At 70.8% G+C, this 26310-nt stretch carries 24 protein-coding genes and 1 tRNA gene; 18 read left to right on the top strand and 7 right to left on the bottom strand.

The genetic code is table 11. The features are described 5' to 3' along the window. The 3 genes from ACWGDX_RS28075 to nudC all read left to right on the top strand — a co-directional run. The coding region (locus tag ACWGDX_RS28075; RefSeq protein WP_453629945.1) for a PD-(D/E)XK nuclease family protein at positions 1 to 1027 on the top strand (1027 nt) is incomplete at its 5' end. A 10-nt stretch (positions 1028 to 1037) separates the two neighbouring features. Next, complete coding sequence (locus ACWGDX_RS28080; protein ID WP_453629946.1) at positions 1038 to 1511, top strand: hypothetical protein; 474 nt, start codon at positions 1038 to 1040, stop codon at positions 1509 to 1511. A gap of 95 nt (positions 1512 to 1606) precedes the next feature. Then, positions 1607 to 2551, top strand: coding sequence for an NAD(+) diphosphatase (nudC, locus tag ACWGDX_RS28085; protein ID WP_453629948.1), 945 nt, complete (start codon positions 1607 to 1609; stop codon positions 2549 to 2551). 193 nt (positions 2552 to 2744) lie between these two features. On the opposite strand, the gene ACWGDX_RS28090 is transcribed toward nudC, so the two are convergent. Further along, a complete protein-coding gene (locus ACWGDX_RS28090) occupies positions 2745 to 2987 on the bottom strand; it encodes a mycoredoxin (protein WP_161230460.1) in 243 nt (80 codons plus the stop codon). 214 nt (positions 2988 to 3201) lie between these two features. Here ACWGDX_RS28090 and ACWGDX_RS28095 point away from each other — a divergent pair, with 214 nt between their 5' ends. The 4 genes from ACWGDX_RS28095 to ACWGDX_RS28110 all read left to right on the top strand — a co-directional run bounded on the left by ACWGDX_RS28095 (position 3202) and on the right by ACWGDX_RS28110 (position 6844). After that, positions 3202 to 5472: an ATP-dependent DNA helicase UvrD2 gene (locus ACWGDX_RS28095; protein WP_453630011.1), complete on the top strand. Its 2271-nt coding sequence runs from the start codon at positions 3202 to 3204 to the stop codon at positions 5470 to 5472. A 183-nt stretch (positions 5473 to 5655) separates the two neighbouring features. Then, positions 5656 to 5982: a hypothetical protein gene (locus ACWGDX_RS28100; RefSeq protein WP_453629950.1), complete on the top strand. Its 327-nt coding sequence runs from the start codon at positions 5656 to 5658 to the stop codon at positions 5980 to 5982. Between the two features lie 173 nt (positions 5983 to 6155). Further along, on the top strand, positions 6156 to 6524 hold the full coding sequence (locus tag ACWGDX_RS28105; RefSeq protein ID WP_453629952.1) for a WhiB family transcriptional regulator: 369 nt from the start codon (positions 6156 to 6158) through the stop codon (positions 6522 to 6524). Next, a complete protein-coding gene (locus ACWGDX_RS28110) occupies positions 6521 to 6844 on the top strand; it encodes a hypothetical protein (protein WP_363085751.1) in 324 nt (107 codons plus the stop codon). The genes ACWGDX_RS28105 and ACWGDX_RS28110 overlap by 4 nt, the downstream gene beginning before the upstream one ends. A 149-nt stretch (positions 6845 to 6993) precedes the next feature. On the opposite strand, the gene ACWGDX_RS28115 is transcribed toward ACWGDX_RS28110, so the two are convergent. Continuing rightward, positions 6994 to 8394, bottom strand: coding sequence for an ABC1 kinase family protein (locus ACWGDX_RS28115; RefSeq protein WP_453629954.1), 1401 nt, complete (start codon positions 8392 to 8394; stop codon positions 6994 to 6996). Further along, positions 8387 to 9586, bottom strand: coding sequence for a ThiF family adenylyltransferase (locus tag ACWGDX_RS28120; RefSeq protein ID WP_453629956.1), 1200 nt, complete (start codon positions 9584 to 9586; stop codon positions 8387 to 8389). Before ACWGDX_RS28120 ends, ACWGDX_RS28115 begins: the two co-directional genes overlap by 8 nt. A gap of 210 nt (positions 9587 to 9796) precedes the next feature. On the opposite strand from ACWGDX_RS28120, the gene ACWGDX_RS28125 reads away from it, so the two are divergent. The 4 genes from ACWGDX_RS28125 to ACWGDX_RS28140 all read left to right on the top strand — a co-directional run bounded on the left by ACWGDX_RS28125 (position 9797) and on the right by ACWGDX_RS28140 (position 13785). Next, positions 9797 to 10423, top strand: coding sequence for a M48 metallopeptidase family protein (locus ACWGDX_RS28125; RefSeq protein ID WP_453629958.1), 627 nt, complete (start codon positions 9797 to 9799; stop codon positions 10421 to 10423). 178 nt (positions 10424 to 10601) lie between these two features. Next, a complete protein-coding gene (locus ACWGDX_RS28130) occupies positions 10602 to 12314 on the top strand; it encodes a TerD family protein (RefSeq protein ID WP_453629959.1) in 1713 nt (570 codons plus the stop codon). 13 nt (positions 12315 to 12327) lie between these two features. Beyond that, entirely contained in the window at positions 12328 to 13008 is a 681-nt protein-coding gene (locus tag ACWGDX_RS28135) for an AIM24 family protein (RefSeq protein ID WP_363083790.1), read from the top strand. 18 nt (positions 13009 to 13026) lie between these two features. Further along, a complete protein-coding gene (locus tag ACWGDX_RS28140) occupies positions 13027 to 13785 on the top strand; it encodes an AIM24 family protein (protein WP_363083789.1) in 759 nt (252 codons plus the stop codon). Between the two features lie 156 nt (positions 13786 to 13941). Here the strand turns inward: ACWGDX_RS28140 and ACWGDX_RS28145 are convergent, their stop codons facing one another. After that, entirely contained in the window at positions 13942 to 14493 is a 552-nt protein-coding gene (locus tag ACWGDX_RS28145; protein WP_453629962.1) for an NUDIX hydrolase, read from the bottom strand. Next, complete coding sequence (locus ACWGDX_RS28150) at positions 14490 to 15947, bottom strand: zinc-dependent metalloprotease (protein ID WP_453629963.1); 1458 nt, start codon at positions 15945 to 15947, stop codon at positions 14490 to 14492. Before ACWGDX_RS28150 ends, ACWGDX_RS28145 begins: the two co-directional genes overlap by 4 nt. Before the next feature lie 307 nt (positions 15948 to 16254). Here ACWGDX_RS28150 and ACWGDX_RS28155 point away from each other — a divergent pair, with 307 nt between their 5' ends. The 4 genes from ACWGDX_RS28155 to ACWGDX_RS28170 all read left to right on the top strand — a co-directional run bounded on the left by ACWGDX_RS28155 (position 16255) and on the right by ACWGDX_RS28170 (position 19544). Further along, positions 16255 to 17367 (top strand): SDR family oxidoreductase, encoded by a 1113-nt coding sequence (locus ACWGDX_RS28155; RefSeq protein ID WP_363083786.1) that lies wholly within the window; start codon positions 16255 to 16257, stop codon positions 17365 to 17367. A gap of 157 nt (positions 17368 to 17524) precedes the next feature. Further along, positions 17525 to 17983 (top strand): molybdenum cofactor biosynthesis protein MoaE, encoded by a 459-nt coding sequence (locus tag ACWGDX_RS28160; RefSeq protein WP_453629965.1) that lies wholly within the window; start codon positions 17525 to 17527, stop codon positions 17981 to 17983. Positions 17984 to 18116: 133 nt separating this feature from the next. Next, the gene (locus ACWGDX_RS28165; protein ID WP_453630017.1) at positions 18117 to 18344 is read left to right on the top strand and encodes a hypothetical protein; all 228 of its coding nucleotides are present in this window, start codon (positions 18117 to 18119) and stop codon (positions 18342 to 18344) included. Positions 18345 to 18455: 111 nt separating this feature from the next. Beyond that, positions 18456 to 19544, top strand: a complete 1089-nt coding sequence (locus ACWGDX_RS28170) for a YlbL family protein (protein ID WP_363083783.1) — start codon at positions 18456 to 18458, stop codon at positions 19542 to 19544. A 185-nt stretch (positions 19545 to 19729) separates the two neighbouring features. On the opposite strand, the gene ACWGDX_RS28175 is transcribed toward ACWGDX_RS28170, so the two are convergent. Beyond that, positions 19730 to 20287 (bottom strand): PPA1309 family protein, encoded by a 558-nt coding sequence (locus ACWGDX_RS28175; RefSeq protein WP_363085931.1) that lies wholly within the window; start codon positions 20285 to 20287, stop codon positions 19730 to 19732. Between the two features lie 147 nt (positions 20288 to 20434). Here ACWGDX_RS28175 and ACWGDX_RS28180 point away from each other — a divergent pair, with 147 nt between their 5' ends. The 3 genes from ACWGDX_RS28180 (at position 20435) to ACWGDX_RS28190 (ending at position 25761) form a co-directional block, all read left to right on the top strand. Next, positions 20435 to 23368: a UPF0182 family membrane protein gene (locus ACWGDX_RS28180; RefSeq protein WP_453630013.1), complete on the top strand. Its 2934-nt coding sequence runs from the start codon at positions 20435 to 20437 to the stop codon at positions 23366 to 23368. Positions 23369 to 23410: 42 nt separating this feature from the next. Next, positions 23411 to 23484: transfer RNA gene (locus ACWGDX_RS28185), tRNA-Met, on the top strand. 204 nt (positions 23485 to 23688) lie between these two features. Then, positions 23689 to 25761: a tetratricopeptide repeat protein gene (locus ACWGDX_RS28190; protein WP_453629966.1), complete on the top strand. Its 2073-nt coding sequence runs from the start codon at positions 23689 to 23691 to the stop codon at positions 25759 to 25761. A gap of 33 nt (positions 25762 to 25794) precedes the next feature. Here ACWGDX_RS28190 and ACWGDX_RS28195 read toward each other — a convergent pair whose 3' ends face one another. Next, a complete protein-coding gene (locus ACWGDX_RS28195; protein ID WP_453629968.1) occupies positions 25795 to 26265 on the bottom strand; it encodes a tail fiber domain-containing protein in 471 nt (156 codons plus the stop codon). Between the last annotated feature and the right edge of the window lie 45 nt (positions 26266 to 26310).

Here is a 26310-nt window from a genome sequence, read left to right on the forward strand (position 1 = left end):
TGTGCGGCGGCGCGCGGGCCGGCGGGGGCGGGGGGCCCCCCCCGCTGCCCCGGGGCCCGCGCCTCCTTGCGCGGGGGTTGGGGGCCCGCCCACCGGCATCGGCGCCGCCCCCGCCGACCCGCCCCTCACAGCTGACCCGCACCCAGTCCCCGACCCGCACCCCGTCTCCGATTCGCGGCTCACCCCCGAGGAGCTCCGTACCCTCGCCTCCTGGGACCGCGATCTCGACGCCCTCACCGGTGAGCTGCGCCGCGCCCGCGCCACCGTCCGCGATGTACCCGTACCGCCCTCCCTCTCCGCCTCACAGCTCCTGCGTCTCGCGGCCGACCCCGACGGGTTCGCCCATGAGCTGGCCCGGCCCATGCCGCGTCCGCCGCAGCCCGCCGCCCGCCGGGGCACGCGGTTCCACGCCTGGGTGGAGTCGAGGTTCGAGGAGCTGCCGCTGCCGATGCTCGGCCCCGACGAACTTCCCGGTGGGGAGGAGGACGAGCCGGAGATCGCCGACGAGCGAGACCTGGCCGCGCTGAAGACCGCCTTCGAGCGCACTCCGTACGCCCGGCGCACGCCGTACCGCGTGGAGGCGCCCTTCCATCTCACCCTCGCGGGGAGGGTGATCCGGGGCCGTATCGACGCCGTCTACCGCCATGCCCGTACCGACCCGGTGACCAGCGCGGAGACGTACACGTACGAGATCGTCGACTGGAAGACCAGCCGGGCCCGCACCGCCGACCCCCTCCAGCTCGCCGTCTACCGCCTCGCCTGGGCCGAGCAGCACGGTCTCCCGCCGAGCGCCGTGACAGCCGCGTTCCTCTATGTGCGGACCGGGGAGGTCGTACGTCCCGAGCACCTCCCCGGCCGCCCTGAGCTGGAACGCATCCTCACCGGAGGCCCGCCCGGCGCGGAGAATCCGTACGATGACACAGGGCGTGGGCCGGACGGCACGGGACGTTCGTACGAGGACGCCGACATGCCCACGGACGGGGGATCCCCGGAACCGGCAGACGAGACCGCTCCCCGGGCCCGTTAGGCTCGACATCATGAGCGACACCCCGGACAGCGTCGTCCGTACGTACATCCGTACCCACCGCGCGGCATTTCCCGACGACCTCGCCGGCCGGCCGCGCGTTCCGTCCGTATCGGCACAGCCCGACCACGACGCTGATGTACGGCGCGGCACCGGCCGGCTCGTCGGGAAGCTCAAGGAGACCGGCTTCCCGGTCGCCGAGATCCGGAGGACCCCGCGCGGGCCCGCCGTCTCCGCCGAGCGGCCCTCCGCCGGCCCGGACACCCCCACCGGGCCGGTCCACGGCCATGACGGCATCCGGCGGGCCGCCCACGAGGACGGCCCGCACACGGACCATGTCTCCGTACCGTCCGGCGGCCGGCACGCGGCGAGCGAGAAGGCCGGACCGGTCCCGCCCCTCGAAGACGTACTCCTCGAAGACCTGCTGCTCAACGAGGGGGAAACGACGGCCCGCCCCGGGGGCGACCTTGCCACCGCGCCGCGCTGAGGGCGCCGCGCCCCGCACCCGGAGCGCGGCCGAAGACTTCACCACACACTCCGCTGATCAGAAACCCAATCCACCCGGGGGAGTTGGAAGTACCTGTGAGCACCATCAGCAGTGACGCCACCGCACACCGACCCATCGGCCTGACCGCTCCGAGCGGTATCGACCGCGCGGCGCACCACCGGCTCGACGAGGCCTGGCTCGCGGCGGCGTGGAGCCATCCGACGACCCGCGTCTTCGTGGTGTCGGGCGGCCAGGTGCTGATCGATGACACCCCGGACGGCCGTACCGAACTGGTCATGATCCCGTCCTTCGAGGCACCCGTCACCGAGGCCCACCGCTACTTCCTCGGTACGGGCGCGGACGGTGTCCGCTATTTCGCGCTCCAGAAGGACTCGCTCCCCGGCCGGATCGACCAGTCGGCGCGGGCCGCCGGGCTGCGCGAGGCCGGCATGCTGCTCTCCGCCCGTGACGCGGGCCTGATGGCACACGCGGTGGCGCTGGAGAACTGGCAGCGGCTGCACCGCTTCTGCTCCCGCTGCGGCGAGCGCACCGTGATCGCGGCGGCCGGGCACATCCGCCGCTGCCAGGCCTGCGGGGCCGAGCACTACCCGCGGACCGACCCCGCCGTGATCATGCTGGTCACGGATGAGGAGGACCGCGCGCTCCTGGGGCGTCAGGTGCACTGGCCCGAGGGCCGTTTCTCCACGCTGGCGGGGTTCGTGGAGCCGGGCGAGTCGATCGAGCAGTCAGTGGTGCGCGAGGTCTTCGAGGAGGCGGGCGTCACGGTCGGCGAGGTCGAGTACATCGCCAGCCAGCCGTGGCCGTTCCCGTCGAGCCTGATGCTGGGCTTCATGGCGCGTGCCACCTCGTCGGAGATCACGGTGGACGGCGAGGAGATCGAGGAGGCGCGATGGTTCTCCCGGGAGGATCTGCGGACCGCGATCGAGTCCGGCGAGATCCTCCCGCCGGCCGGAATCTCGATCGCCGCGCGTCTGGTGGAGCTGTGGTACGGCAAGCCCCTCCCGAAACCGGCCGGCTGAGCGCGACACGCGACACGTGCGTACGCGACAACGGACGACGGAGCCGTACGACGGCCGGACGTATGACGACGGCCGGACGTACGGCGACTGAGCGCCGTACGACAGCGTGACGACCGAGCCCCCGCCGGAATCGCTCCGGCGGGGGCTCGGTCGGTGGGCCGCTCGCGGCACCGCCGCGCGCGGTACGCGGTGCTCAGACGCCGATCTTCTGCTTGACCTGGGCCAGCGAGGGGTTCGTCAGCGTCGATCCGTCGGAGAACAGCACGGTCGGCACCGTCTGGTTGCCGCCGTTCGCCTTCTCGACGAAGGCCGCCGACTCCGGGTCCTGCTCGATGTTGATCTCGGTGTACGCGATGCCTTCGCGGTCCATCTGGCCCTTGAGCCGACGGCAGTATCCGCACCATGTGGTGCTGTACATCGTCACAGTGCCCGGCATGTCTCTCGCGCTCCTCTGTCTCGGTCCCGCCGAATGCGTCGTCCGCAATCTGTCGAACGTACGCGGCCCGGCCGCCATTCCCGTACGGACGCGGTACGGCCTTCGACGCGGTACGGGCTTCGCCGGGCGGCGGGCGGCGGGCGCAGGACGGTGGGTGCAGGACGGTGGGTGCAGGACGGCGGGGGTGGGTGCGGCGGGTGTGTTCATACGACCAATGCGGCTCCCCTGTGGACAACCGCCGCGTCCGTCCCGGGGGACCTGGCAGCATGGCGGGGTGACAGCAGCAACGCACTCCCCACTCTTCCCGCGTGAATCCGAGGGCGGCCAGATCGTGGCCCCGCCGCGCGACGCCGACGCGGTGCTCGACGGGCTCGACCCCGAGCAGCGCGAGGTGGCGACGGCTCTGCACGGTCCGGTGTGTGTGCTGGCGGGGGCCGGCACGGGCAAGACGCGCGCCATCACCCACCGGATCGCCTATGGCGTGCGCGCGGGCATACTCCAGCCCGCCAGTGTGCTGGCCGTCACCTTCACCAACCGGGCGGCGGGGGAGATGCGCGGACGGCTGCGCCAGCTCGGCGCGGGCGGTGTCCAGGCGCGTACGTTCCACTCGGCGGCGCTGCGCCAGCTCCAGTTCTTCTGGCCCAAGGCGGTCGGCGGGGACCTGCCGAGACTGCTCGACCGCAAGGTCCAGCTCGTCGCCGAGTCCGCGGCCCGCTGCCGCATCCGGCTCGACCGCAATGAGCTGCGTGATGTCACCGGCGAGATCGAGTGGGCGAAGGTCACCCAGACCGTCCCGGCCGACTATCCCGCCGTGGTGGCCAAGTCCGTCCGCGAGGCCCCGCGCGACCCGGCCGAGATCGGCCAGATCTACGGGACGTACGAACAGCTCAAGCGCGAGCGCTCGGTGATCGACTTCGAGGACGTCCTGCTGCTCACGGTCGGGATCCTCCAGGACCGGCACGACATCGCCGACCAGATCCGCCGGCAGTACCAGCACTTCGTGGTCGACGAGTATCAGGACGTCAGCCCGCTCCAGCAGCGGCTGCTCGACCTCTGGCTGGGGGACCGGGAGAGCCTCTGCGTGGTGGGCGACGCCAGCCAGACGATCTACTCCTTCACCGGCGCCACCCCCGACCATCTGCTGAACTTCCGCACCCGCCACCCGGGCGCCACCGTGGTCAAGCTGGTCCGGGACTACCGCTCCACGCCCCAGGTCGTCCATCTCGCCAACGGCCTGCTGAACCAGGCGCGCGGCCGGGCCGCCGAGCACCGGCTCGAACTGGTCTCGCAGCGTGATCCGGGCCCCGAACCGGTCCGCACGGAGTATGCGGACGAGCCCACCGAGGCCGAGGGCACCGCGCGCAGGATCCGCGATCTGATCGCCGCGGGCGTTCCGGCCGGCGAGATCGCCGTGCTGTACCGGATCAACGCCCAGTCGGAGGTCTATGAACAGGCCCTGGCCGACGCGGGGGTGCCCTATCAGCTCCGGGGCGCGGAGCGGTTCTTCGAGCGCCAGGAGGTGCGGGAGGCGGGCGCCGCGCTTCGGGGCGCGGCCCGCTTCGGGGGCAATGACTCCCTGCTCGACGATGTCGTCGAACTGCCCGCGCAGGTCCGGGCGGTGCTCTCCACCAAGGGCTGGACCACCGAACCTCCCGCGGGCTCGGGCGCGGTCCGTGACCGCTGGGAGTCCCTGGCCGCCCTGGTCCGTCTCGCCGAGGACTTCGTCCGGGCGCGGCCGGGGGCGACGCTCGCCGATCTGGTGGCCGAGCTGGACGAGCGCGCCGCCGCACAGCACGCGCCCATGGTGCAGGGCGTCACCCTCGCCTCGCTGCACGCGGCGAAGGGCCTGGAGTGGGACGCGGTCTTCCTGGTGGGTCTCGCCGAGGGCATGATGCCGATCACCTACGCCAAGACCGACGAGCAGATCGAGGAGGAGCGCCGGCTCCTCTATGTCGGGGTCACCCGGGCACGGCTGCATCTCTCTCTTTCCTGGGCGCTCTCCCGCTCCCCGGGAGGCCGGGCCTCCCGTCGCCCCACCCGCTTTCTGAACGGGCTTCGTCCGGGCTCCACGGCTCCCGGGGCACGGAGCGCGGGGGCGGTCCCGGGCGGCGCCCCGGAGCACGGCGGCGCGGTCGGCCGGCGCAAGCGCCGTGGCCCGGTGCTCTGCCGGGTCTGCGGCAAAACGCTCACCGACGCGGGCGAGATGAAGCTGATGCGCTGTGAGGACTGCCCGTCCGACATGGACGAGGCGCTCTACGAACGGCTGCGTGACTGGCGGGCGGACCAGGCACAGCGGCTGGGCCAGCCCGCGTATTGCGTGTTCACCGACAAGACGCTGATGGCGATCGCCGAGACGGTGCCGGGCGGCGACCGAGAGTTGGCCGCGATCGCCGGCGTCGGCGCCCGCAAGCTGGACCGCTTCGGAGCCGATGTACTCGCCATCTGCGCTGGTCAGGAGCGTGCGGGAGACGCCGGGGACGACTGATGCGAACTCGTCGGAAAAATAGTTTGCGCCCGCCCGGGGAATCCCCATAGGTTCTTAACCACGGGAACGGCGGGCTTCACCGAAGCCCTGTCCCCATGTTCTACTTATCCAAAGCAGTACTTGTCCGCTATACGTGCGACTGGCTCAGGCCGGTCCTTGAGACGCCGAGAGGAGGCGATTCCAGTGATCAGCATCAACCGCAGCAACTTTGTCAGCACCGACAAAATGACCGATCGCTCGGTCGTCTCCGCCTGCTCGCTCGGCTTCTCCGGTTCCGAACTCATTGGCAGTGGCCTGTCCGGCGTCTCCGCCGTCCGGCCCGTCTCCCTGTCGGGTCTCCCCGTCCGCGAGCGCAATGAGCGACCGACCAGGGCACTGGAAGCAGCAGTAGCGAAGGCAGCGGCCAAGGCCTATGCCTTTGCGGCGACCGGTGCCGAAACGAAGCAGCAGACGCAGCACCACTTGATGTGGGCCTTCCGTGGGCTCGAACCCTGGAGTGATCCAGTCTGATCGAGGATCAGACCGGCGCCTTCAGGGCCGCGGAACCCCACCCGGGATCCGCGGCCCTTCTGTTTGTCCCGAACGGGATGGACGGAACCGAAGGCGCCTCGGAACTAGCACTACTCGGTACCAGCCGACACCCGGTCAAACAGGCCGGACCGACCAGACGAGGAACGAAACCCGTGCAACTCGAAGCGCACGCCCCGTCCGTACCGCCTTCCGAAACGATCTCCCCGCCCGTCCCCACGGAGGACTCCACCTTGACTCCGCTCACCGCGCTCACCGCGCTCGACGACGCCATCGAGAGCCTCGGCGTACCCGTTCCCTGCCGTGCCTACGACCCGGAGGTCTTCTTCGCCGAGTCCCCGGCCGATGTCGAGTACGCCAAGGCACTCTGCCGCACCTGCCCGCTGATCGAGGCCTGCCTCGCCGGTGCCCAGGAGCGGCGTGAGCCGTGGGGCGTGTGGGGTGGCGAACTCTTCGTCCAGGGCGTGGTCGTGGCCCGCAAGCGGCCGCGTGGCCGTCCGCGCAAGAACCCGGTCACGGCATGAACGCCACCGGAACCATCGACCGTCCCTTCACGCACGATCCCCAGAAGCAGGCTCCGATGACCTCTTCCCTGAGCGAGCCGTCCGGCTCCGCGACCCCAGCAGTCACCACGATGGGCGCGAACGACTCGCGTCAGAACAGGACCCGCGAGATGCAACTCATCCCAGAAGCCATGGCACGCGCGCATATGAACGAGCGCCTGCGTGAAGCCGACGCGGAACGCCGGGCCGCGCGCCTGGTCGCCGCCCGGCGGATGCAGCGCCGTGCCGAGCGCGTATCGATGCGCGCCCGCCGCGCGCTGGCCATGGCCGTCATGCAGTAGGCAACCAGCCAGTCGGTGCGCGATCACTGTCACCACGTGGGGGGCCGGTCCCGAGGGACCGGCCCCCCACGCCGCTTTCCCCGGCCGGAACCGGCCTGACGGAACCTGCTGCCGGGACAGGGCCTAGGTTCTGTCCGACCGGACAGGGCTTAGTCGTCCACCTGCTCCGTCTCGCCCGGTTGTTCCGGTATGAACGGATCCGCCACGAACCCGGGCAGCCAGGCCTCCAGTTCGTCCCTCAGCCGTACGGTCGCGCTGAGCTGGCAGAGCACACCGATGGTGCTCAGCGTGACGCGGTGTATCAGCAGATACGACGGCGGGAGATTCAACTGCTTGCCCAACTGATGGGCGGGGGAGCGCGGATCCGCTATCCGGGCGGCCTGATCGCGCATCCAGCTCCGGGTGAAGGTGAACGCGTCCACCGCCGCCGGCTCGATGATCGGATGCAGATAGTCCAGCACCGCGTCCGGGTCGAGATCGATGGACTCCTTGACGAACCCTTCCTCGCGCAGCAGGTCGTACACCGCCTCGGCGTCGCTCTCCAGCGTCAGCCGCAGGGCCTCACCGATGGTGCCGGGAAGTCCGCCGGGCAGCCGGTCCACCGTGCCGAAGTCCAGCACCCCGAGCCGCAGTTCACCGCCCTCGCCGTCCGTGCCGTCCTCGTCGGAGGCCGCCGGGGGAAGCAGTCGGAAGTTGCCCGGATGCGGATCGGCGTGCAGCAGACCCGTGCGCGCCGGGCCCGAGAAGAGGAATCTGGCCAGGAGCTGCCCCGCCCGGTCGCGCTGCTCGGGCGTCCCGTCGGAGATCACCTCCGACAGCGGTATCCCGTCGATCCACTCCGTCACCAGCACCTGGTCGCCCTGGTGCACCACGTCGGGCACCACCACATCCGGGTCGTCCGCGAACTCCGCCGCGTGCTCGCGCTGTGACTCGGCCTCCAGCGCGTAGTCCAGTTCCTCCGAGACCCGGTCGCGCAATTCGGTGATCAGCGGCTTGATGTCCATCCCCGGAATCAGCGGCCCCAGCAGTCGGGCGAACCGGCTGAGCTGCGTCAGATCGGAGAGCAGCGCCTCACCGGCCCCCGGATACTGCACCTTGACCGCGACCTGGCGCCCGTCGTGCCACACCGCCCGGTGCACCTGGCCGATCGACGCGGCGGCCGAGGGCTTGTCCTCGAACTCCAGGAACAGCTCACGCCACTCCTCGCCGAGCCGCTCCGCCAGCACCGCGTGGACCGTACGGACGGGCATGGGCGGCGCCGCCTCCTGGAGCTTGGTGAGCGCCGCCCGGTAGGGCCCGGCGATCTCCTCGGGCAGCGCCGACTCGAAGACGGACAGGGCCTGCCCGAACTTCATCGCACCGCCCTTCAGCTCGCCGAGCACCTTGAAGAGCTGGTCCGCCGTGCGCTGCTGCAACTCCCGGGCGACGATCTCCGCGGACTTCCCGCCGATCCGCTTGCCGAGGCCCCAGGTGGCCCGGCCGGCGAAGCCCAGCGGCAGCGTGGCCAGCTTCGCGGTCCGGGTGACCGCCTTCCGGGGAAGATCAGACATGAAGCCCCTCCAAGTCCCAGACAGCCGAGCCGCCTGCGGCGGATACCCCGCCATTGTGTCGTGCGACGCCCCCGTCTCCGCCAGGCGCACCCCTCTGCGGCCTGTCGGCCGCCCCACAGAGGCAGTCCGGATGCGGCTCGGTCCGCTCCGATCGCCAGTCCAGCAGTGGAAGCGATGCCTCCCATCGTGCACCCGCGCTGGCGGGGAGCTCACCGTCCAGGAACGACAGCGCGTGAGCCGCCGCCAGCCCCGCCACCGTGGTGGCCAGCCCCAGATCACAGGCCGGCACGGCGGCCGCCCCGCGCCCCGAGCGCCACTGTGCCAGCATCCGGGGCCACCCCGGATCGCGGTCGGCCCGCGTCCGTGCCACACACCCGGCGCAGGCCGTGCCACCGGGCAGCACCAGCGGTCCGACCACGCCTGTGGCCTCGATCACCCCCGTGTAGAGATGGGGAGTGCCCGTGGCGATCCAGGGCTCGGCCGCCGTCTGGTCGGGGGCATAGGCGGCGAGCCCGTCCCGAGGAGCGACAATCACCAGGGAGAGGCCCGGCTCCGCCTCCTCGCGGGACGCCCCGCGCTCCGTCACACCCGGCGCCCGGCCGGGCGCGGACCGCCGGACCAACTGCCGAGCCGCCGTGTCCCTGCGCTCTCCCACACAGTGGGCGGGCAGCCCGGCGGGTGACACGTCCCACTCCTGCGTGAACCCGCCGTCGAGCACATCGACCCGCCCCACCCCGGAGGCGGCGAGCACCGCCGCGACAGCCGCCCCCACCCGCCCCGCGCCCCGCACCTGGACCCGAGTCGCCCGCCGCGCCGCCAGCCGCCGTGCCCCCGCCCCCGGCTCCCGGTGCAGCACGGAGAGGGACGCGAGATCCGACCGCACCCGGTCGAAGACGGCCGTCCGCTTCCGCAAATCCTCGGACGCCCTTCCTCCCGCGTCCGGATCGTCGAGCACCCCCGCCGTGGTCAGCCGCTTCACCAGCGAATCGGCCAGTCCGTCGGGCAGCCCCATCGCCCGTGCCTCCTCCCGCAGCAGCGGCAGTCCGCGAGTCCCGTCGAGGAGCTCCAGAAAGCTGCCCGTGGCCGTATCGACAGGACCCACCAGCACCGCGTGTGCGGGTGTGACCCCGAACTGCACGGTCTGCCGCTCCCGCCACGCACGCCGCAGCGCGGGTTTCACCATCGGATGCATATCGGTCTCCCCTCGATTTCCGCACGACGGACTTCTTCGGATCGCCTGTTCCGATCCGGTTCTCAGAATGCAAGGCGGCGCGCGGCGGTGCCGAAAGTTATCCACAGCCGAGGGCATTAATCGTTCAAATTCCGGGGACCGAAAAGTGGATCAAGATCGAACTGTCCCGGAGGCGGGACTTCCCCCACACGCAGCGGGTAACGTCGGGGCGTGTCCGCCGATTCTTCCCCTCGCCTCGCTGGGGAGCCCGCCCGCCGCCCGCCGCGCGGCTCGGGGACGAGCGCCGTAGAGGTCCGCAGGAGCGCCCGTCGCAGCAGAACGGTCTCGGCGTACCGCGAGGGCGACCGGACCATCGTGCTCATCCCCGCCCGGATGTCGGAGGCGGAGGAGCGCCGCTGGGTCACGGTGATGCTCGACAAACTCGCCGCGCAGGAGAGCAAACGCGTCCTCGGCGACAGCGAGCTGACCGAGCGGGCGGAGCGGCTGTCCGCTCTGTACTTCAACGGCGGAGCCAGGCCGGCCTCCGTGCGCTGGGTGACCAACCAGAACACCCGCTGGGGCTCCTGCACCCCGGCGGAAGGCAGCATCCGGCTGTCGCACCGGTTGCAGGGCATGCCGGAGTACGTCGTCGACTATGTCCTCGTCCACGAGCTGGCCCATCTCCTCGTACCGGGCCACGGGCCACGGTTCTGGCGGCTGCTGGAGGCCTATCCGCGCACCGAGCGCGCCCGCGGCTATCTCGAAGGAGTCGTCGCCGCCGACCGGCTGCCCTATCTGCCCGTCGCGCGTGGTGACGGGGACGACGGAGCGCCGGACGGGGACCCGGGCGCGGAATGAAACGCTCCGTACGCGCGGGATGATCTCCGCCCGCCGCTCGCGGCAGGGGAAACGGCGCTGACCGTGTGCCGAGTCCGTTGATCGTGTACCGAGTCTGTACCGGCTCGGCTCAATGTCGGACATAGCCGTTAGCCTGGCGCGACGCAGTCACATTCGGGATGGGGGACGGTCGTTACGCATGGCCAGGGAATTCCAGCGCGGCCACAAGGCCAGGATCAGTGATCTCACACCGGGGACGGATCTGTACGTAGGCGTGCAGATCGCCGCTCCCGGGCTGACCTTCGACATCAGCTGTTTCGGCCTCGACGCCAATGAACAGCTCTCGGACGACCGTTACTTCATCTTCTTCAACCAGCCCAAGTCACCTGAGGAATCAGTTCAGTTGCTGGGCGCCCAGGCCGGGGACACCGAGTCCTTCAGGGTGACGCTGGAGCGTATCCCGGCACAGATCCACAAGCTCTCGTTCACCGCCACCATCGACGGCGCGGGCCAGATGTCCCAGGTCGGCCCCGGATATATCCGGGTGGTCGCGGGCGGCGAGGAAGTCGTCCGGTACGCCTTCGACGGCTCGGAGTTCACCACGGAGCGCGCCGTCATGCTCGGCGACTTCTATCTCAAGGACGTATGGCGGTTCGCCGCCGTCGGCCAGGGTTTCGACGGCGGGCTCGACGCGCTGCTGAAGAACTTCGGCGGCAAGGTCGCCGAGGAGGAGCCCGCGCCGCCGCAGCCGCCGGCCGGTGGTCAGGTGCCGGGCTTCGCGCCGCCCGCGCAGAGCGCGCCCCCGCCCGCCCCGGCGTTCGGTGCCCCGCCCGCCCCGGCCGCCCCGCAGGCACCTCAGATCCCGCAGGCACCTCAGGCTCCACAGCCCGCGCCCTCGTTCGGCGCTCCGGCCGGGCCTCCGGTCCCTGCCCCTGTCCCCGCGCCTCAGCCGATGCATGGGGCGCCGACCATCGCCGCGCCCATGACCCCGCCCGGCGGCACCGTACCCCCGCCGCCCGCGCCCGCCCCGTACGGACAGCCGCCCCAGCAGCCGCAGTTCGGCCAGATCCCGGGGCAGACCGCGGGCCAGATTCCCGGTCAGGCACTGCCGCCGCCCGCACCGGCTCCGTACGGACAGCCCGTACCGGCTCCCTACGGCCAGCCCGCGCCCGCGCCTTACGGCCAGCAGCCGCCAGGTCCGCCCCTCGGCGGCGCCCCCCAGGGTGTGCCCCAAGGCGTGCCGCCCGGCGGGGCCGGTCTCCAGGCCGCCCTTCAGCCGTACAAGGAACTGCCCACGGGCCAGCGCTGGACCCCGCAGAACGGGCAGCTCATGCGGGTCGACCTCGGTATGGGCGGCACTCCGGTCCTCGCCCGCCAGGGCAGCATGGTCATGTACCAGGGCAAGGTCGACTTCAGCTACAAGGGCGCCGGTTTCGCCGGCCGTATCGTCGGCAACGCCACCGGCCAGGAGATGCAGCTCATGCGCTGCACCGGGCGCGGCCAGGTGTTCCTCGCCGAAGAGGGCGCGCATCTGCACCCGGTGGAGCTTCAGGGCGACGGCATCTGCGTCTCGGCGGAGAACGTCCTCGCCTTCGACGAGTCCCTCCAGTACGAGATCCGCCGTATCGAGGGCCACGGCATCCCCGGCGGCGCCCTGTTCACCATGCTCTTCCAGGGCACGGGCACCGTCGTCGTGAAGACCCACGGCACCCCGGTGGTCCTGCCCGTCACGCCCACGACCTTCGCCGACTGCAATGCCGTCGTCGCCTGGTCGGCCGCGTCCCAGGTGATCATCTCCAGCCAGGTCAGGCTGCGCCGCAACGCGTATCCGGGCCACAGCGGGGAGACCGTGAACCTCCAGTTCCGGGGTGCCCCCGGCAACTTCATCGTCGTCCAGCCGTACGAGGTCTGAGGGAGCCCGGACCATGAACCAACAGCTCGCGGGCTACGCCCCCACCCCCATCGCGGCCCGGATGGAGAACCACGGCCGTGCCATGCTCAAGGTCGCCATGGCCTCGGGGCACGACCTCTTCGCGCGGACCGGCTCGATGATCGCCTACGAAGGCTTCATCCAGTATGAGCCGAACCCGCCCGCCATCCGCCAGATCGCCTCGCAGTGGGTCACCGGCGAGGGAACGCCCCTCATGAAGTGCTCCGGCGACGGTCTGCTCTATCTCGCCGACTACGGCGCGGATGTCGTCGTCATCAACCTCGACAACGACGCCATCTCCGTCAACGGCACCAATCTGCTGGCTTTCGACGCCCATCTCCAGTGGGGCGTCGAGCGGGTGAAGGGCCTGGCCAAGTTCGCCGGCCAGGGGCTGTGGAACGTACAGATCTCCGGGACCGGCTGGGTCGCCCTGACCTCGCGCGGCACCCCGATCGTCGTCGACTGCGGCCGTGGCGAGGACGAGACCTATGTCGACCCGGACGCCCTTGTCGCCTGGTCCCCCGCCCTCAAGGTGAAGGGCAAGCGGAGCCTGAAGGCCTCCGCGCTGATCGGGCGGGGCAGCGGAGAGGCCTTCCAGATGGCCTTCTCCGGTCAGGGCATCGTCGTCGTGCAGCCCAGCGAGGACAGCACCGACCGTCTCCGGATCCAGGGCTGAGAGGAGCGAGAACACACCATGCAGAGTCCGCTTTTCGCCTATACGGAACAGCAGTCCCAGGAGCGGTACGCGGTGCAGAACCCGCAGCTCCTGCGGGTGGCGCTCACCGGCCAGGACGATGTCCTCGCCCGCAAGGGCGCGATGGTCGCCTACCAGGGGCTGATCGACTTCGACGGTGAGTACCAGTCGCAGAACCAGCGGCGGGCCCGCGCCCGGACCGGTGAGGGCCTCGACCTGATGCGCTGCTCCGGACAGGGCACGGTCTATCTGGCCAATCTCGCCCAGTACATCCATGTGGTGGAGGTCGAGCAGGAGGGGATGACGGTCGACAGCGCCTATGTGCTGGCGCTCGACTCCTCGCTGCACACCGAGGTCATCGCGGTGGACAGCCAGTACGGCATCTCCGGTTCCGGCAAGTACCAGCTCAATGTCTCCGGCCGGGGCAAGGTCGCCCTGATGACCTCGGGCCAGCCTCTGATGCTCCAGATCACACCCGAGAAGTACGTCAACGCCGACGCGGACGCGATCGTCGCTTGGTCCTCCTCCCTGCGGGTGCAGATGCAGGCCCAGACGCACTCCTCAGGGGTACGCAGGCGACGCGGCAACACCGGCGAGGGCTGGGAGCTGAGCTTTCTCGGGCAGGGGTTCGCGCTCGTACAGCCCAGTGAGGTCATGCCGCCGCAGAACGCGCAGCTCGGACAGGGGCTGGCCGCGCAGTTCGGCGTGGGCCAGCAGGGAGCGCACGGACAGAACCAGAACAACGCCTGGAGCAGGTGATCGCGCTCCGGCGCGAGCCGCGCGAGCCGCGCGAGCCGCGTGAGCGGAAGGGGGCGGCCGCCCGGGAGGCCGCCCCCTTCCGCTCACACCGGTCCGCTCGGCCCGACGGGGGCCGTCCAGCCCTCGCGTTGTCGCCACGTCCGGATCGGGCGGGGCTCAGGGCGTGTTTCGACCGTCCAGCGCGGCGCGGGTGCGCTCCACCAGCCGTACGACCGAGCCGTCGGCCACCCGCGCCGCCTCCTCGTAGGAGAACCAGCGCAGATCCAGTGACTCCTCGCTGATCCGCTCGATGGCCCCGGCCGGAGCCAGCGCCGCGTACTGGACATCGAGATGCCAGTGGCACGGTGCCGGGATGGCATGCCGGTCGAGCTGGACGGGACCGCCCGCCAGTGGTCGCAGACCGAGGATCCCGGACTCCTCCATGGCCTCCCGCAGCGCGGCACCCTCCAGGGTGTCGTCATCGGGCTCGCAGTGACCGCCCATCTGGAGCCACATACCGAGCTTCTTGTGCAGGGTCAGCAGCACCCGGCCCCGCTCCGGATCGATCACCAGCGCGCTGGCCGTGAGATGCCCCGCCGCGCAGGACTTCCACATCGCGTCCGGATGGGCGGACAGATGATCCAGATAGAGCCCACGCAGCAGGTCCTGGCCCTCGTACTCGCCTTCGTGGCCCTTCAGTACGAGGACGGCGTCGTCGTGCAGGCTCACTTGTCGGTGTCGTCCTTGTCGTCCCCGTCGTCCTTCTTGAGGTTCGGCCTGCCGTCCGGGCCGTCCGGGGTGTCCGCCGCCTCGCCGAGCATCCTGTCCAGCTCGGAGAAGTCCAACTGCTCGTGGTGGACGAAGCCGTCCGGGTCGTCGAGATCGGAGGCCGTCGGCAGCATGTCGGGGTGCTCCCACAGCCGGTCCCGGCCGTCGGCCCCGCGCGCGTCCGTGAGCGACGCCCACAGCCGCGCGGCGTCGCGCAGCCGGCGCGGACGGAGCTGAAGGCCGATGAGCGTGGCGAAGGTCTGCTCGGCGGGACCGCCGGAGGCCCGGCGCCTGCGCAGCGTCTCGCGCAGCGCGTCGGCTCCCGTGAGCCTTGTCTTCGCCGCCTCGTGGACCACCGCGTCCACCCAGCCCTCGACCAGCGCGAGCGCCGTTTCGAGCCGGGCCAGCGCGGCCTTCTGCTCAGGGGTGTCCTCAGGCTGGAACATGCCCTGCTGGAGCGCTTCCTGAAGCTCCTCGGGGTGGGTGGGGTCGAACTGGCCGACCACGTCCTCCAGCTTGGTGGTGTCGACCTTGATCCCCCGGGCATAGCCCTCGACCGCGCCGAACATATGCGACCGCAGCCAGGGCACATGCGCGAAGAGCCGCTGGTGGGCGGCCTCGCGCAGGGCCAGATAGAGCCGGATCTCGTCCTTGGGCACGCCAAGGTCCTTGCTGAACGCCTCGATGTTCAGCGGCAGGAGCGCGGCCTTGCCGGCCGGGCCCAGCGGCAGCCCGATGTCCGTGGAACCGACCACCTCACCCGCCAGCACACCCACGGCCTGCCCGATCTGCTGGCCGAACATGGCGCCGCCCATGGAGCGCATCATCCCGATCAGCGGGCCCGCCACGGACTGCATCTCCTCGGGCAGCACCTCGCCCATGGCCGTGCCCACCCGCTCCGCCACCGGGTCGACGAGCTGCTGCCACGCGGGCAGAGTCGCCTCGACCCACTCGGCGCGGCTCCACGCCACCGATGTGCTCGCGCCGGACGGCAGGGACGTCACACCGTCCAGCCACAGATCGGCCAGCCGTACCGCCTCGTCGACCGCGGCGCGCTCCGAGGGGCCGACACTGGCGTCCTTGGTGCCGTCGGGGGTGCCCTGCGCCACCGTCTGGCGGGCGATCTGCTTGGCCATGTCCCAGTTGACGGGACCGCCCTCATAGCTGAGCATCTGGCCGAGCTGCTGGAAGGCCGCGCCCAGATCGCTGGGGTTCAGCGAACCGAACATCGCGGCGAACGGATTGTCCGCACCGCCCGCGCCGCCCGGCAGCCCGAACCCGAAGTTTCCGAAGGGATTGCCGGGACCGCCCTGACCACCGGCACCCTGACCACCTCCGGCAGGGTCCTTCTTCTTGCCGTCGCCGTCCTCCGGCTCCTCCGGCGGAAGGCCGAATCCGAATGGGGTGTCACTCACGGGGTTCCTCGGCTCGTAGGGCCGCCGGCTTCTGCCGACGGCGGCTGCCCGACTACACCACCCAGCCTAAGCGGCACCGGGTGGACAAGGGCGGTGCCGCGTGCCGTCGGCCGGGCCCGGCCGTACGACCCGGACTCCGCCTTCGGCCTGCTCGGTCCGCCGCCTTCGGCGGCCTCGCACGGCTGCGACACCCGGGCGGCTTCCGGGCTCAGTGCTCCGCCGGCCTGTGGCCTGCGGCAGGATGGACGTCACCTGGTACGTACGCGTCATTCACGTACGTATTGAAGACAACCGCTGGAGACGCCCGGTGAGTTCCCCAGATCCGCAGGTTCGCGCAGCGCGAAACCGCTCAACCACGCACCCGTCCCGGGGCCCCGTCGTGGCGGTCACCGGCGCCGCCTCCGGCGTCGGTGACCTGCTCACCCGGCGCCTCGCAGCCTCCGACGAGATCAAGCAGGTCATCGCCATCGACGAGCGCCGGGGCGAGGTCTCCGAGGCGCAGTGGCACATCCTCGATGTGCGTGATCCGGCCATCGCGGAGAAGTTGCGCGGCGCGGACGTGGTGGTGCACATGGCGCTCGATCTCGATCTGGAGACCGATCCCGCCGCCCGGACGGCCTACAACGTGCGCGGCACGCAGACCGTCCTCACGGCCGCGGCCGCGGCGGGGGTCCACCGGGTCGTGCTGTGCACCTCGGCGATGGTCTACGGCGCGCTGCCCGACAACGACATCCCGCTCTCCGAGGACGCCGAGCTGCGCGCGACGGCGGAGGCCACGGGGGTCGGCGATCTGCTGGAGATCGAGCGGCTGGGCCGCCGGGCGCCCCGCGCGCACCCGGGGCTCAATGTGACGGTCGTACGGCCCGCCGTCCTGGTCGGCGGTACGGACACGGCCCTCACCCGCTATTTCGAGTCACCGCGGCTGCTCGTGGTCGCCGGATCCCGTCCCACCTGGCAGTTCTGTCATGTCGAGGACCTGGTGAGCGCTCTGGAGTACGCGGCGCTCGAAAAGGCCGACGGCGAGTTCGCGGTGGGCTGCGACGGCTGGCTGGAGCAGGAGGAGGTCGAGGAGCTGAGCGGTATCCGCCGGATGGAGCTGCCGTCCGCGGTCGCCCTGGGAGCCGCGGCAAGGCTGCACAGGATCGGTCTCACGCCCTCTCCGGCGGGGGATCTCGCGTACACGATGCATCCCTGGGTGGTCAGTGTCAGCAGGCTGCACGACGCGGGCTGGCGGCCGCGGTGGACCAACGAGGAGGTGCTCGCCGCGCTGCTGGAGGAGGTGGAGGGCCGGCACACGGTCGTGGGGCGCAGGCTCGGCCGCAAGGACGCCACCGCGGCGGGCGCGGCGGGCGCGACGGTGGCGCTGCTCGGTACGGCAGCGCTGGTACGGCGGGCCCGCAAGGCGAGACGAGGCCGCTGAGGCCGGGCCGGACCCCCGGCCGGACCGCCGCCGGACGTCCGCCGGACACCGGCAGGACCGCCTGCTGGAGCCCCCGGCCGACCGCCTGCCGGGCCCCGGCCGGGGAGGCGGTACGCGCTGTTCCTGGATGTCGGTGCCGTACGGCACGATGGGGACCATGGCGAGCACGCATTCCCATCCGGGCGAGCAGGCCGGGCAGGATCCCATCCGGCTGCTGGAGATCCGCGACACCCCGATCACCGTCGACGAGGTCTTCCGCGCGGTCGGGGACGACGCCTCGGGCGGTACGGCCCTCTTCGTCGGTACGGTGCGCAACCACGACGGGGGCGCCGATGTGGACACCCTCGGCTACTCCTGCCATCCCTCCGCGGAGACGGAACTGCGCCGCGTCGCCGAGAAGATCGTCGCCGGCCATCCGGTGCGCGCGCTGGCGGCCGTCCACCGAGTGGGCGATCTGGAGGTCGGAGATCTGGCGGTCGTCGTGGCGGTCTCCTGCCCGCACAGGGCTGAGGCGTTCGAGGCCTGCCGGAAGCTGATCGACGACCTCAAGCACGAGGTTCCGATCTGGAAACACCAGAAGTTCTCCGACGGAACCGAGGAATGGGTCGGCGCGTAGCGCCTCGTCGAGGGGACTGCCGAAGAGCTACGGCCGGGGCGCCTTGCCGCAGTGGGACCGGCCTGAAACCTGGTCCGTCCGGGACGGCCCGATTTGCGTAACCGCACCCCTGCCAGCAGCGTTGTCTCAGCAGATGGTTAATCTGCTGATCGGTCAGTTCACAGACGCTCATGCACGTCGGGAGGTCGGTATGGCCGCACTTGCCTGGTTGTTGATTCCGCTATTCGCTGTCGTAGGCGCAGCGATATGGGGAAGCTGGGCCTCAAGAGATCGCACGGTCGGGGATATCGCCGAGCTGAATGGCTACGCCCGCTTCCGTGATGCCATGGAAAAGGCGCACTCCGCTCCGGATCGGTTCTGACGTCGTACGCCGTGGCAGCCGCCCGTACGCATTCGCTACGCGGATCCGCGCGCAGCCCCGTACGGACGGCCCCAGCGGTGCACAGAGGGACGCTTACCGTACTGTCGTTCCATGCCACGCCGCACCGCGACGATGCTCGCCTCCACCCTCATCCTCATCGCGCTGCTCTGCGCGGGAGTGCTCATCAAAGTGCCGTATTCGGAGATGAGCCCGGGACCGACGGTGAACACGCTCGGCAACGCCGGTGGAGAACCGGTCCTTCAGATTTCCGGGCACAAGACCTATCCGACGTCGGGTCATCTCAATATGACGACGGTCAGGGTCACGGGCGCGGATTACAACATGAACATCGTCGAGGCGGTCTACGGCTGGCTGGCACACGACAACGTCGTGGTGCCGCACGACACGCTCTACCCGGGCGGCAAGACGGAGGAGCAGTCCACCCAGGAGAACGCCGAGGAGTTCAGCCAGTCCCAGGAGAGCGCCAAGGTCGCCGCCCTGAAGGAACTGGACATCCCGGTCTCCTCGCGCACTGTCGTCTCCTCGGTGATCAAGGACGGTGCCGCCGAGGGCACGCTGCACGCGGGTGACGTGATCAAGCAGGTGGACGGGTCGCCGGTGCGGGAGCCGGCCGATGTCGCCAGGCTCGTCACCAAGCACAAGCCCGGTGAGGACGTCATCTTCAGCATCGTCCCCGCGGCGGACGCGAAGGCGGCGGAGAAGCTCGGCAAGGAGCCCGAGGGCATCGAGCTGATCACGCTGACCACACAGCGGTCCGAGGAGGGTGACCGCGCGGTCGTCGGTATCCAGGCCGGGACCGACCACACCTTCCCGTTCGATGTCGACATCAAGCTCGCCGATGTGGGCGGCCCGAGCGCCGGGCTGATGTTCGCCCTCGGCATTGTCGACAAGCTCACGCCCGGTGCTCTCACCGGTGGCGAGTTCGTCGCCGGTACGGGCACGATCGACGACCAGGGTCAGGTCGGCCCGATCGGCGGTATCGAGATGAAGCTCGTCGGCGCGCGCGGCGCGGGCGCCGAGTACTTCCTCACCCCGGAGCAGAACTGCGCGGCGGCGGCCTCCGACGTCCCCGACGGCCTCACCCTGGTCAAGGTGAAGACGATCGACGACGCCAGGAAGTCGCTGAACAAGATCCGTGACGGGGACACCGGCGGTCTGCCGACCTGCGCGGCAGGCTGACCGGCCGTCTCCACCGCTCACGGCCACTCACGCGCGGAACTCCCCACGGGAGCGGCGCGCCCACGCGTAGCCGCCCTGGTCCGCGGCCGGATCTCCGCTGCGGACCAGGGCGGAGATCCGGCCGCGGACCCTGCCAGGCCGGGTCCGACGCCATGTGCCGGACGCGGCCTGCGCCTCGAAGCGGCCTACGCCTCGAAGGTGGCCGCCAGGGCCTCGGCCAGGCCCGGCACCAGACCCGAGCCGGTGAGCACCTCGTTCGGCGAGTCCTTCTCGCGCAGCCGCAGGGCCGACTCACGGGCGCCGTCACGCAGCACGGCGACCGTCATCCGGACCTCCTGGCGCTCCGGGTGGGCGGAGACCCACCGGGCGAGACCCGCGTCGTCGAGACCGTCCGGTACGGACGCCTCCGCCGACGGCGGCAGCATCAGCCGTTCCACCGTCATCGCGCAGCCCGCCACCGCCCCGGGCCACGCGATGGTGCCGAGGAACTCGTCCAGCGGGGTGCCGGACGGGATCTCGTCCTGCTCGATGGGCGTGAGCGGAGCGACCGCCCCGCCGTCGTCGAGACCGAGCTGGGCGGCCAGCTCCGGCTCGTCGGTGCGCAGCCGCGCGGTGTCGACGAGCGCGAAGAGCCGGGCGGGCTGGTCCCAGCCGAGCCCCGACGCGTACTCGTCGATTTCGAGCACCGCGCGGGTCAGCGGGCTCGCGGCCATGGGGGTACCTGAGGGAGAGACGTTGGACATGGTCGATATCCTGCCTCCTTCGGGCCCCGGTGCGGGAACTAGGTAAAGCCTCAGTAAGTTGCATGAGTGGGCCCTTACGATCGCGGGGCCCGCTTCACACGCTGAAACACGACCGCGAACTTCGAGGTGCGCACGTTGGCTTTCCAGATGCCGGACCGCGGCGGAGGCCCGACCGGGCCACGGATCAGAGTGGGCCGGCCGTCCCGTCGGGCCCGGACCCTGCTCATGACGCTGGGAGCGCTGGCCGTGCTGGCCATGCTCTTCGTCATGTTCGCGGGGTTCTGGACCGACTGGCTCTGGTACCGCTCGGTGAAGTACTCATCGGTTTTCACGACCACGCTCTGGACCAAGGTCGGCCTGTTCGCCGTCTTCGGACTGCTGATGGCCCTCGCCGTCGGTCTGAACATCTGGCTGGCGCACCGGCTGCGGCCGCCGCTGAGCGCGATGTCGATGGAGCAGCAGAACCTCGACCGGTACCGGATGGGGATCGCACCGTACAAGAAATGGGTGCTCCTGGCGATCACGGCGCTGGTCGGGCTGATCGCCGGCGCCTCCGCCTCCGGCCAGTGGCGTACGTGGCTGATGTGGGTCAACGGAGTGCCCTTCGGCCAGAAGGACCCCCAGTTCAAGATGGACGTGTCGTTCTACGCGTTCGATCTTCCCTGGTACCGCTTCCTGCTGGCCTTCGGTTTCGCCACCGCCGTGCTGTCGCTGATCGCCGCCGCGCTGACGCACTATCTGTACGGAGGGCTGCGGATCACCAGTCCGGGCGCGCGCGCCACGGCCGCCGCCACCGGCCATCTCTCGGTGCTGATCGGCGTCTTCGTCTCGCTGAAGGCCGTGGCGTACTGGCTGGACCGGTACGGGCTGGCGGTGAAGTCCAGTGACTTCAAGGCCGCGGGCAACTGGACCGGACTGCGGTATGTGGACGCCAACGCCTATCTCCCGGCGAAGACGATCCTCTTCTGCATCGCCGTCATCTGCGCCGTGCTGTTCTTCGCGACACTCTGGCGCCGCACCTGGCAGCTCCCGGTGATCGGCTTCGGTCTGATGGTGCTCTCGGCGATCCTCATCGGCGGCCTCTACCCGGCGATCGTGCAGAAGTTCCAGGTCCAGCCGAACGAGCAGGCCAAGGAAGCGCCGTACATCAAGAAGAACATCGACGCCACGCGCGCCGCGTACGGCATCGACGACGCCGATGTGCAGGACTACGAGGGCAAGGGCGACCCGGCCAAGAAGGCCGACCAGCGCCAGGCGGCCGACTCCGCCGCCAGTTACCGGCTGGTCGACCCCAATGTGGTCTCGCCCGCGTTCCAGCAGCTCCAGCAGGAGCGTAAGTACTACCAGTTCCCGGCCACGCTGGACGTCGACCGGTACACCGACACCGACGGCAAGATCCAGGACACGGTCGTCGGTCTGCGCGAGCTGAACATCACGGGTATTCCCAAGCGGAACTGGATCAACGACCACTTCACGTACACGCACGGGTACGGAGCGATCGCGTCCAAGGGCACGAACACCGTGACCGACGAGAACAAGGGCACGGTCGGCGCTCCCGACTTCACCGAGTCCGGTCTGCCGACGACGGGACAGCTCCCCGAGTACGAGCAGCGGATCTACTACGGCGAGAAGACCGAGCAGTACTCGATCGTGGGCGGCCCGCAGAAGGAGCTCGACTACGAGAAGAACGGCGAGCAGACCACGAGCTACGCGGGCAAGAGCGGAGTCGATCTCTCCAACCCGCTGAACCGCGCGGCGTACGCCGTGGCCTTCAGCGAGCCGCAGATGGTCTACTCCGGCGCGATCGGTGACGGCTCGCGCATTCTCTACAACCGCACGCCCAAGGAGCGCGTCGAAGCCGTCGCGCCCTGGCTGACGATCGACGGCGACGCCTATCCCGCGGTGGTCGACGGCCGTATCAAGTGGATCATCGACGCGTACACCACGACGAACGGCTATCCGTACGCGTCCCGTACGACGCTGGGCGACACCACGGCCGACTCGCTGACCGACAACCAGCGCGCGGTCGTCGCGCAGCAGAACCAGGTCAACTACATCCGGAATTCGGTGAAGGCCACCGTCGACGCCTATGACGGCACGGTCAATCTGTACCAGTGGGACACCGAGGACCCGGTGCTCAAGACCTGGATGAAGGCCTTCCCCGGCACGGTGAAGGCGCGGGACGAGATCAAGCCCGATCTGCTGGCCCACTTCCGGTATCCGCAGGACATGTTCAAGGTGCAGCGTGAGTTGCTCACCCGCTACCACGTCACCAACCCCGCGCAGTTCTACAGCGGCAGTGACGCGTGGCAGGTGCCGAACGATCCGACCAACAAGAACAGCAGCGCGGTCCCGCCGTACTATCTGAGCCTCAAGATGCCCGGTCAGGACGACCAGAGGTTCTCGCTGACGACGACCTTCACACCCAACGGACGCCCCAATCTCGGTGCGTTCATGGCGGTGGACGCCGACGCGACCAGTACGGACTACGGCAGGATCAGAGTGCTGAGGGTGACCTCCACCGTGCCAGGGCCGCAGCAGGTGCAGAGCGAGCTGAACGGTGTTCCCGAAGTCGCCACGTTCGTGCGGGACTTGAGAGGTACCGACTCGGACATCGAGTACGGCAATCTGCTGACCGTGCCACTTGAGGGGGGCTTCCTCTATATCGAGCCGGTGTACGCGCGCGGCGGCACCGCCAACTACCCGCTGCTGAAGAAGGTGGCCGTCTCCTACGGAGGCAAGCCCGTCTTCGAGGACGGACTCACCCAGGCGCTCAACGCCGTCTTCGGCGAGGAGAGTTCCGAGCCGCCGGTCACGACGCCGCCACCGTCCGACGGCGACACCACCAAGCCGCCCGCCACCGGCGACAAGGCGCTCCAAGAGGCCATCGCGGACGCGCAGAAGGCGTACGACGACGGCGAGGCGGCGCTGGCCAAGCAGGACTGGACGGCGTACGGCAAGGCGCAGGAGGCCCTCCAGGACGCCCTGCGACGGGCCGCCGCCGCGGACAGCACCCCGGCAGGCGGCTCGGAGAGCGCGTCGCCCGACGCGTCGGGCGACGGCGGCGCCGACAGCGGCTGAGCAGGCATCACTCCGCGTCGTGGTACGGTTGGGACACAACGACGCGGGGTGGAGCAGCTCGGTAGCTCGCTGGGCTCATAACCCAGAGGTCGCAGGTTCAAATCCTGTCCCCGCTACGCGAAGTCAAGGGCCCGGATCCAACAGGATCCGGGCCCTTGACGTGTGTCCGGCGTGTAAGCCCCCATGAACGGTGTTTCAAGGCGCGGGACTTGGGTCCGAGCGTGTTTGACTTGTCTCTCTGTGGGCATGTCGACAAAACGCTGAAGTGACCTTGTGGGTCGCGGTATACCTGCTGTACGCGGGTGGCAGGTGGTGCGACGATGGAAATTATGGGGGATAGGACAACTCTGTTGGAGACAGGGCGGTTTGTGCAGCGCCATGCGGCAGGCGCGGCCGACGCCGCGAGCGCCGCGGATTCTCCTGGTGCCACGAGCGCCCCGCTCACGTCCGGCGTGGAGGAGACCGCCGACGCCGAGACCGAGGCCCGCCACCGCCGCGCCGCGGACACCGGGGATGTCGCGTCGATGAGTGTGCTCGGCGCCCTTCTGCTGCGCCGCGGCGATCTCGACGGAGCCGAGCCGTATCTGCGGTCCGCGACCGCCGAGGGCGACCGCGCCGCCGCCAACAATCTGGGTGTTCTGCTGCACCAGCGCGGCTATCCGGACGAGGCGGCCGGCTGGTGGCGTATCGCCGCCGTCGCCGGATCCGCCGCCGCGGCCCACGCCCTGGGCCGCCACCACCGTGAGCTGGGCGACGAGCCGGCCGCCGAGTACTGGCTGCGCCAGTCCGCCGAGCAGGGTCACGCCCTCGGCGCCTATGCCCTCGCCGATCTGCTGGAGCACCGCAGCGATGTCGGGGCCGAGCGCTGGCTGCGCGCCGCGGCCGAGCAGGGGCACCGCGAGGCGGCGTACCGGCTCGCCAGGACACTGGAGCGCCGGGCCCGTGAGACCGGCCGCGCCGGAGCCGGCCCGGTCCACCGCAGGGGTACGGGCCCGACGGCCCCGGGCGGCGGCGGTACGGGCAGTCACCGGACCGGACGTATCGGCGCCCACCGCGACAGCACCGGTACGCGTATGAACACCGGCGCCCGTATGAGCACCGGCACCGGCACGGGTCCGAGCACCGGCCTGAGCACCGGCACCGGTACGGGCAGGGACGCCGCCGGTGGCGCCGACGCGCCCGCACTCCTCGCCGAGGCCGCCCAGTGGTACCGGCAGGCCGCCGCCCGGGGCCACCGCAGGGCCGCGCTGCACCTCGGCGCGATTCTGGAGAAGCGCGGTGAGCTGAAGGAAGCGGGCCGCTGGTATCTCACCTCTGCCAGGGACGGCGACGCGCGGGCGGCCTGCGCCCTCGGCTTTCTGCTGCGTGACGCGGGTGACGAGGAGAGCGCCGCCATCTGGTGGCTGCGCGCCGCGCAGGAGGGGAACGGCAACGCCGCCAACGCCCTCGGCGCGCTGCACGCCGCCCGGGGCGAGCAGCAGACCGCGGAGCGCTGGTACCGCGCCGCGATGGACGCGGGCGATGTCAACGGCGCCTACAACCTCGGGCTGCTCTGCGCCGCCCAGGACCGCACCGTCCAGGCCGAACAGTGGTACCGCCGCGCCGCCTACGCGGGCCACCGCGAGGCCGCCAACGCGCTTGCCGTGCTGCTGCTCCAGGCAGACGACCCGACAGGGGCCGAGCCGTGGTTCTCCAAGGCGGCCGAGGCGGGCAGTGTGGACGCCGCGTTCAATCTGGGCATCCTGTACGCCGGGCGGGACCAGGACCGTTCGGCCCTGCGCTGGTACGAGCGCGCGGCCGCCGCGGGCCATACGGAGGCGGCGCTCCAGGTCGGTATCGCCTGCCTGCGGGACGGCGACGAGCGCTCGGCGGAGCGCCATCTGCGCTGCGCCGCGGGCGGTGGCAGCGCCGAGGCCGCGTTCCGGCTGGCCACCCTGCTCGACTCGCGCCAGCCGCCGCCCGGTCCGCCCGCGCTCGGTGAGCCGTACGGCCTCAAGAGCGAGTGCGAGCAGTGGTACGAGCGGGCCGCCGAGCAGGGGCACCGCCGGGCTCAGGTACGGGTCGGCATGCTCGCCGCCGCCCGCGGGGACATCGGCGACGCCGCGCGCTGGTACCGCGAGGCCGCGGAGGCGGGCAGCCGCAACGGCGCCTTCAACCTCGGACTGCTGCTGGTACGCGAGGGCGGCGAGCGGGAGGCCGCCCTGTGGTGGAGCCGGGCCGCCCAGGCCGGCCATGGCCGGGCCGCGCTGCGCCTGGCGCTGCTCGCCGCGCGCCGGGGCGAGCTGACCGAGGGCCAGCGCTGGTGCGCCCGTGCCGTCGAGCTGGGCCCCGCCGAGGTGGCGGAGCGCGCCGCGCGACTGCGCGAGGCGCTCCACCAGGAACTGACCGCCTGAGACCCGGCCGCCGCGCCACCGAGCGTCGGCGTGCTACCGCGCGGGGGGTGTGGCCGGCTCGGACCGGCCGCGTTCCGACCGGCCGGCTTCCGACCCGTGGGGTTCCGGCCGGCTGAGTTCCGACCGGCAGGGCTCTTCCAGGCGCGCTACCCGCTCCTGGAGAGTGGCGATCTCCGAGCGCAGGTCGTCGATATGGCGGTGGAGTGCCTGGACGCAGACCAGAGCGACACCGTTGGCGTCGGTGGCGGAAATCGTGACGTTGTCGGCGCCGAGTCCGAAGGCGGCGTGCCAGTCCTGGGCCATCGGGCCCAGATGCCGGACATGCGGCGGGTCCCAGTGGTAGCGCCAGGTGCTGACCGGCAGACGGAGAACCTCGTCCAGGACCTCATAGCCGTTGAGGGCTTCGGCCGGTCCGGTGGTGTCCGCAGTGGCGGCGGAGGCCAGCCCCGCCGGACCGGCCGCGGCCAGTGCGCGGGAGAGGCGATCCGGTCGCGCCGTCCGCAAGCGATCCGGTCGCGCCGTCCGCAAGCGGCGGACGGCGCGACGCAC

It is taken from the genome of Streptomyces sp. NPDC055025 (assembly GCF_053608565.1).

What these genes read in the sequence shown, in the direction of transcription:
- ACWGDX_RS28080 (WP_453629946.1), top strand. Translation starts at nt 1,038, where the DNA reads ATGAGCGACACCCCGGACAGCGTCGTCCGTACGTACATCCGTACCCAC.
- ACWGDX_RS28090 (WP_161230460.1), bottom strand. Translation starts at nt 2,987, where the DNA reads ATGCCGGGCACTGTGACGATGTACAGCACCACATGGTGCGGATACTGC.
- ACWGDX_RS28095 (WP_453630011.1), top strand. Translation starts at nt 3,202, where the DNA reads ATGCGGCTCCCCTGTGGACAACCGCCGCGTCCGTCCCGGGGGACCTGG.
- ACWGDX_RS28110 (WP_363085751.1), top strand. Translation starts at nt 6,521, where the DNA reads ATGAACGCCACCGGAACCATCGACCGTCCCTTCACGCACGATCCCCAG.
- ACWGDX_RS28115 (WP_453629954.1), bottom strand. Translation starts at nt 8,394, where the DNA reads ATGTCTGATCTTCCCCGGAAGGCGGTCACCCGGACCGCGAAGCTGGCC.
- ACWGDX_RS28120 (WP_453629956.1), bottom strand. Translation starts at nt 9,586, where the DNA reads ATGCATCCGATGGTGAAACCCGCGCTGCGGCGTGCGTGGCGGGAGCGG.
- ACWGDX_RS28130 (WP_453629959.1), top strand. Translation starts at nt 10,602, where the DNA reads ATGGCCAGGGAATTCCAGCGCGGCCACAAGGCCAGGATCAGTGATCTC.
- ACWGDX_RS28135 (WP_363083790.1), top strand. Translation starts at nt 12,328, where the DNA reads ATGAACCAACAGCTCGCGGGCTACGCCCCCACCCCCATCGCGGCCCGG.
- ACWGDX_RS28140 (WP_363083789.1), top strand. Translation starts at nt 13,027, where the DNA reads ATGCAGAGTCCGCTTTTCGCCTATACGGAACAGCAGTCCCAGGAGCGG.
- ACWGDX_RS28160 (WP_453629965.1), top strand. Translation starts at nt 17,525, where the DNA reads ATGGCGAGCACGCATTCCCATCCGGGCGAGCAGGCCGGGCAGGATCCC.
- ACWGDX_RS28165 (WP_453630017.1), top strand. Translation starts at nt 18,117, where the DNA reads ATGGTTAATCTGCTGATCGGTCAGTTCACAGACGCTCATGCACGTCGG.
- ACWGDX_RS28170 (WP_363083783.1), top strand. Translation starts at nt 18,456, where the DNA reads ATGCCACGCCGCACCGCGACGATGCTCGCCTCCACCCTCATCCTCATC.
- ACWGDX_RS28175 (WP_363085931.1), bottom strand. Translation starts at nt 20,287, where the DNA reads ATGTCCAACGTCTCTCCCTCAGGTACCCCCATGGCCGCGAGCCCGCTG.
- ACWGDX_RS28180 (WP_453630013.1), top strand. Translation starts at nt 20,435, where the DNA reads ATGCCGGACCGCGGCGGAGGCCCGACCGGGCCACGGATCAGAGTGGGC.
- ACWGDX_RS28190 (WP_453629966.1), top strand. Translation starts at nt 23,689, where the DNA reads ATGGAAATTATGGGGGATAGGACAACTCTGTTGGAGACAGGGCGGTTT.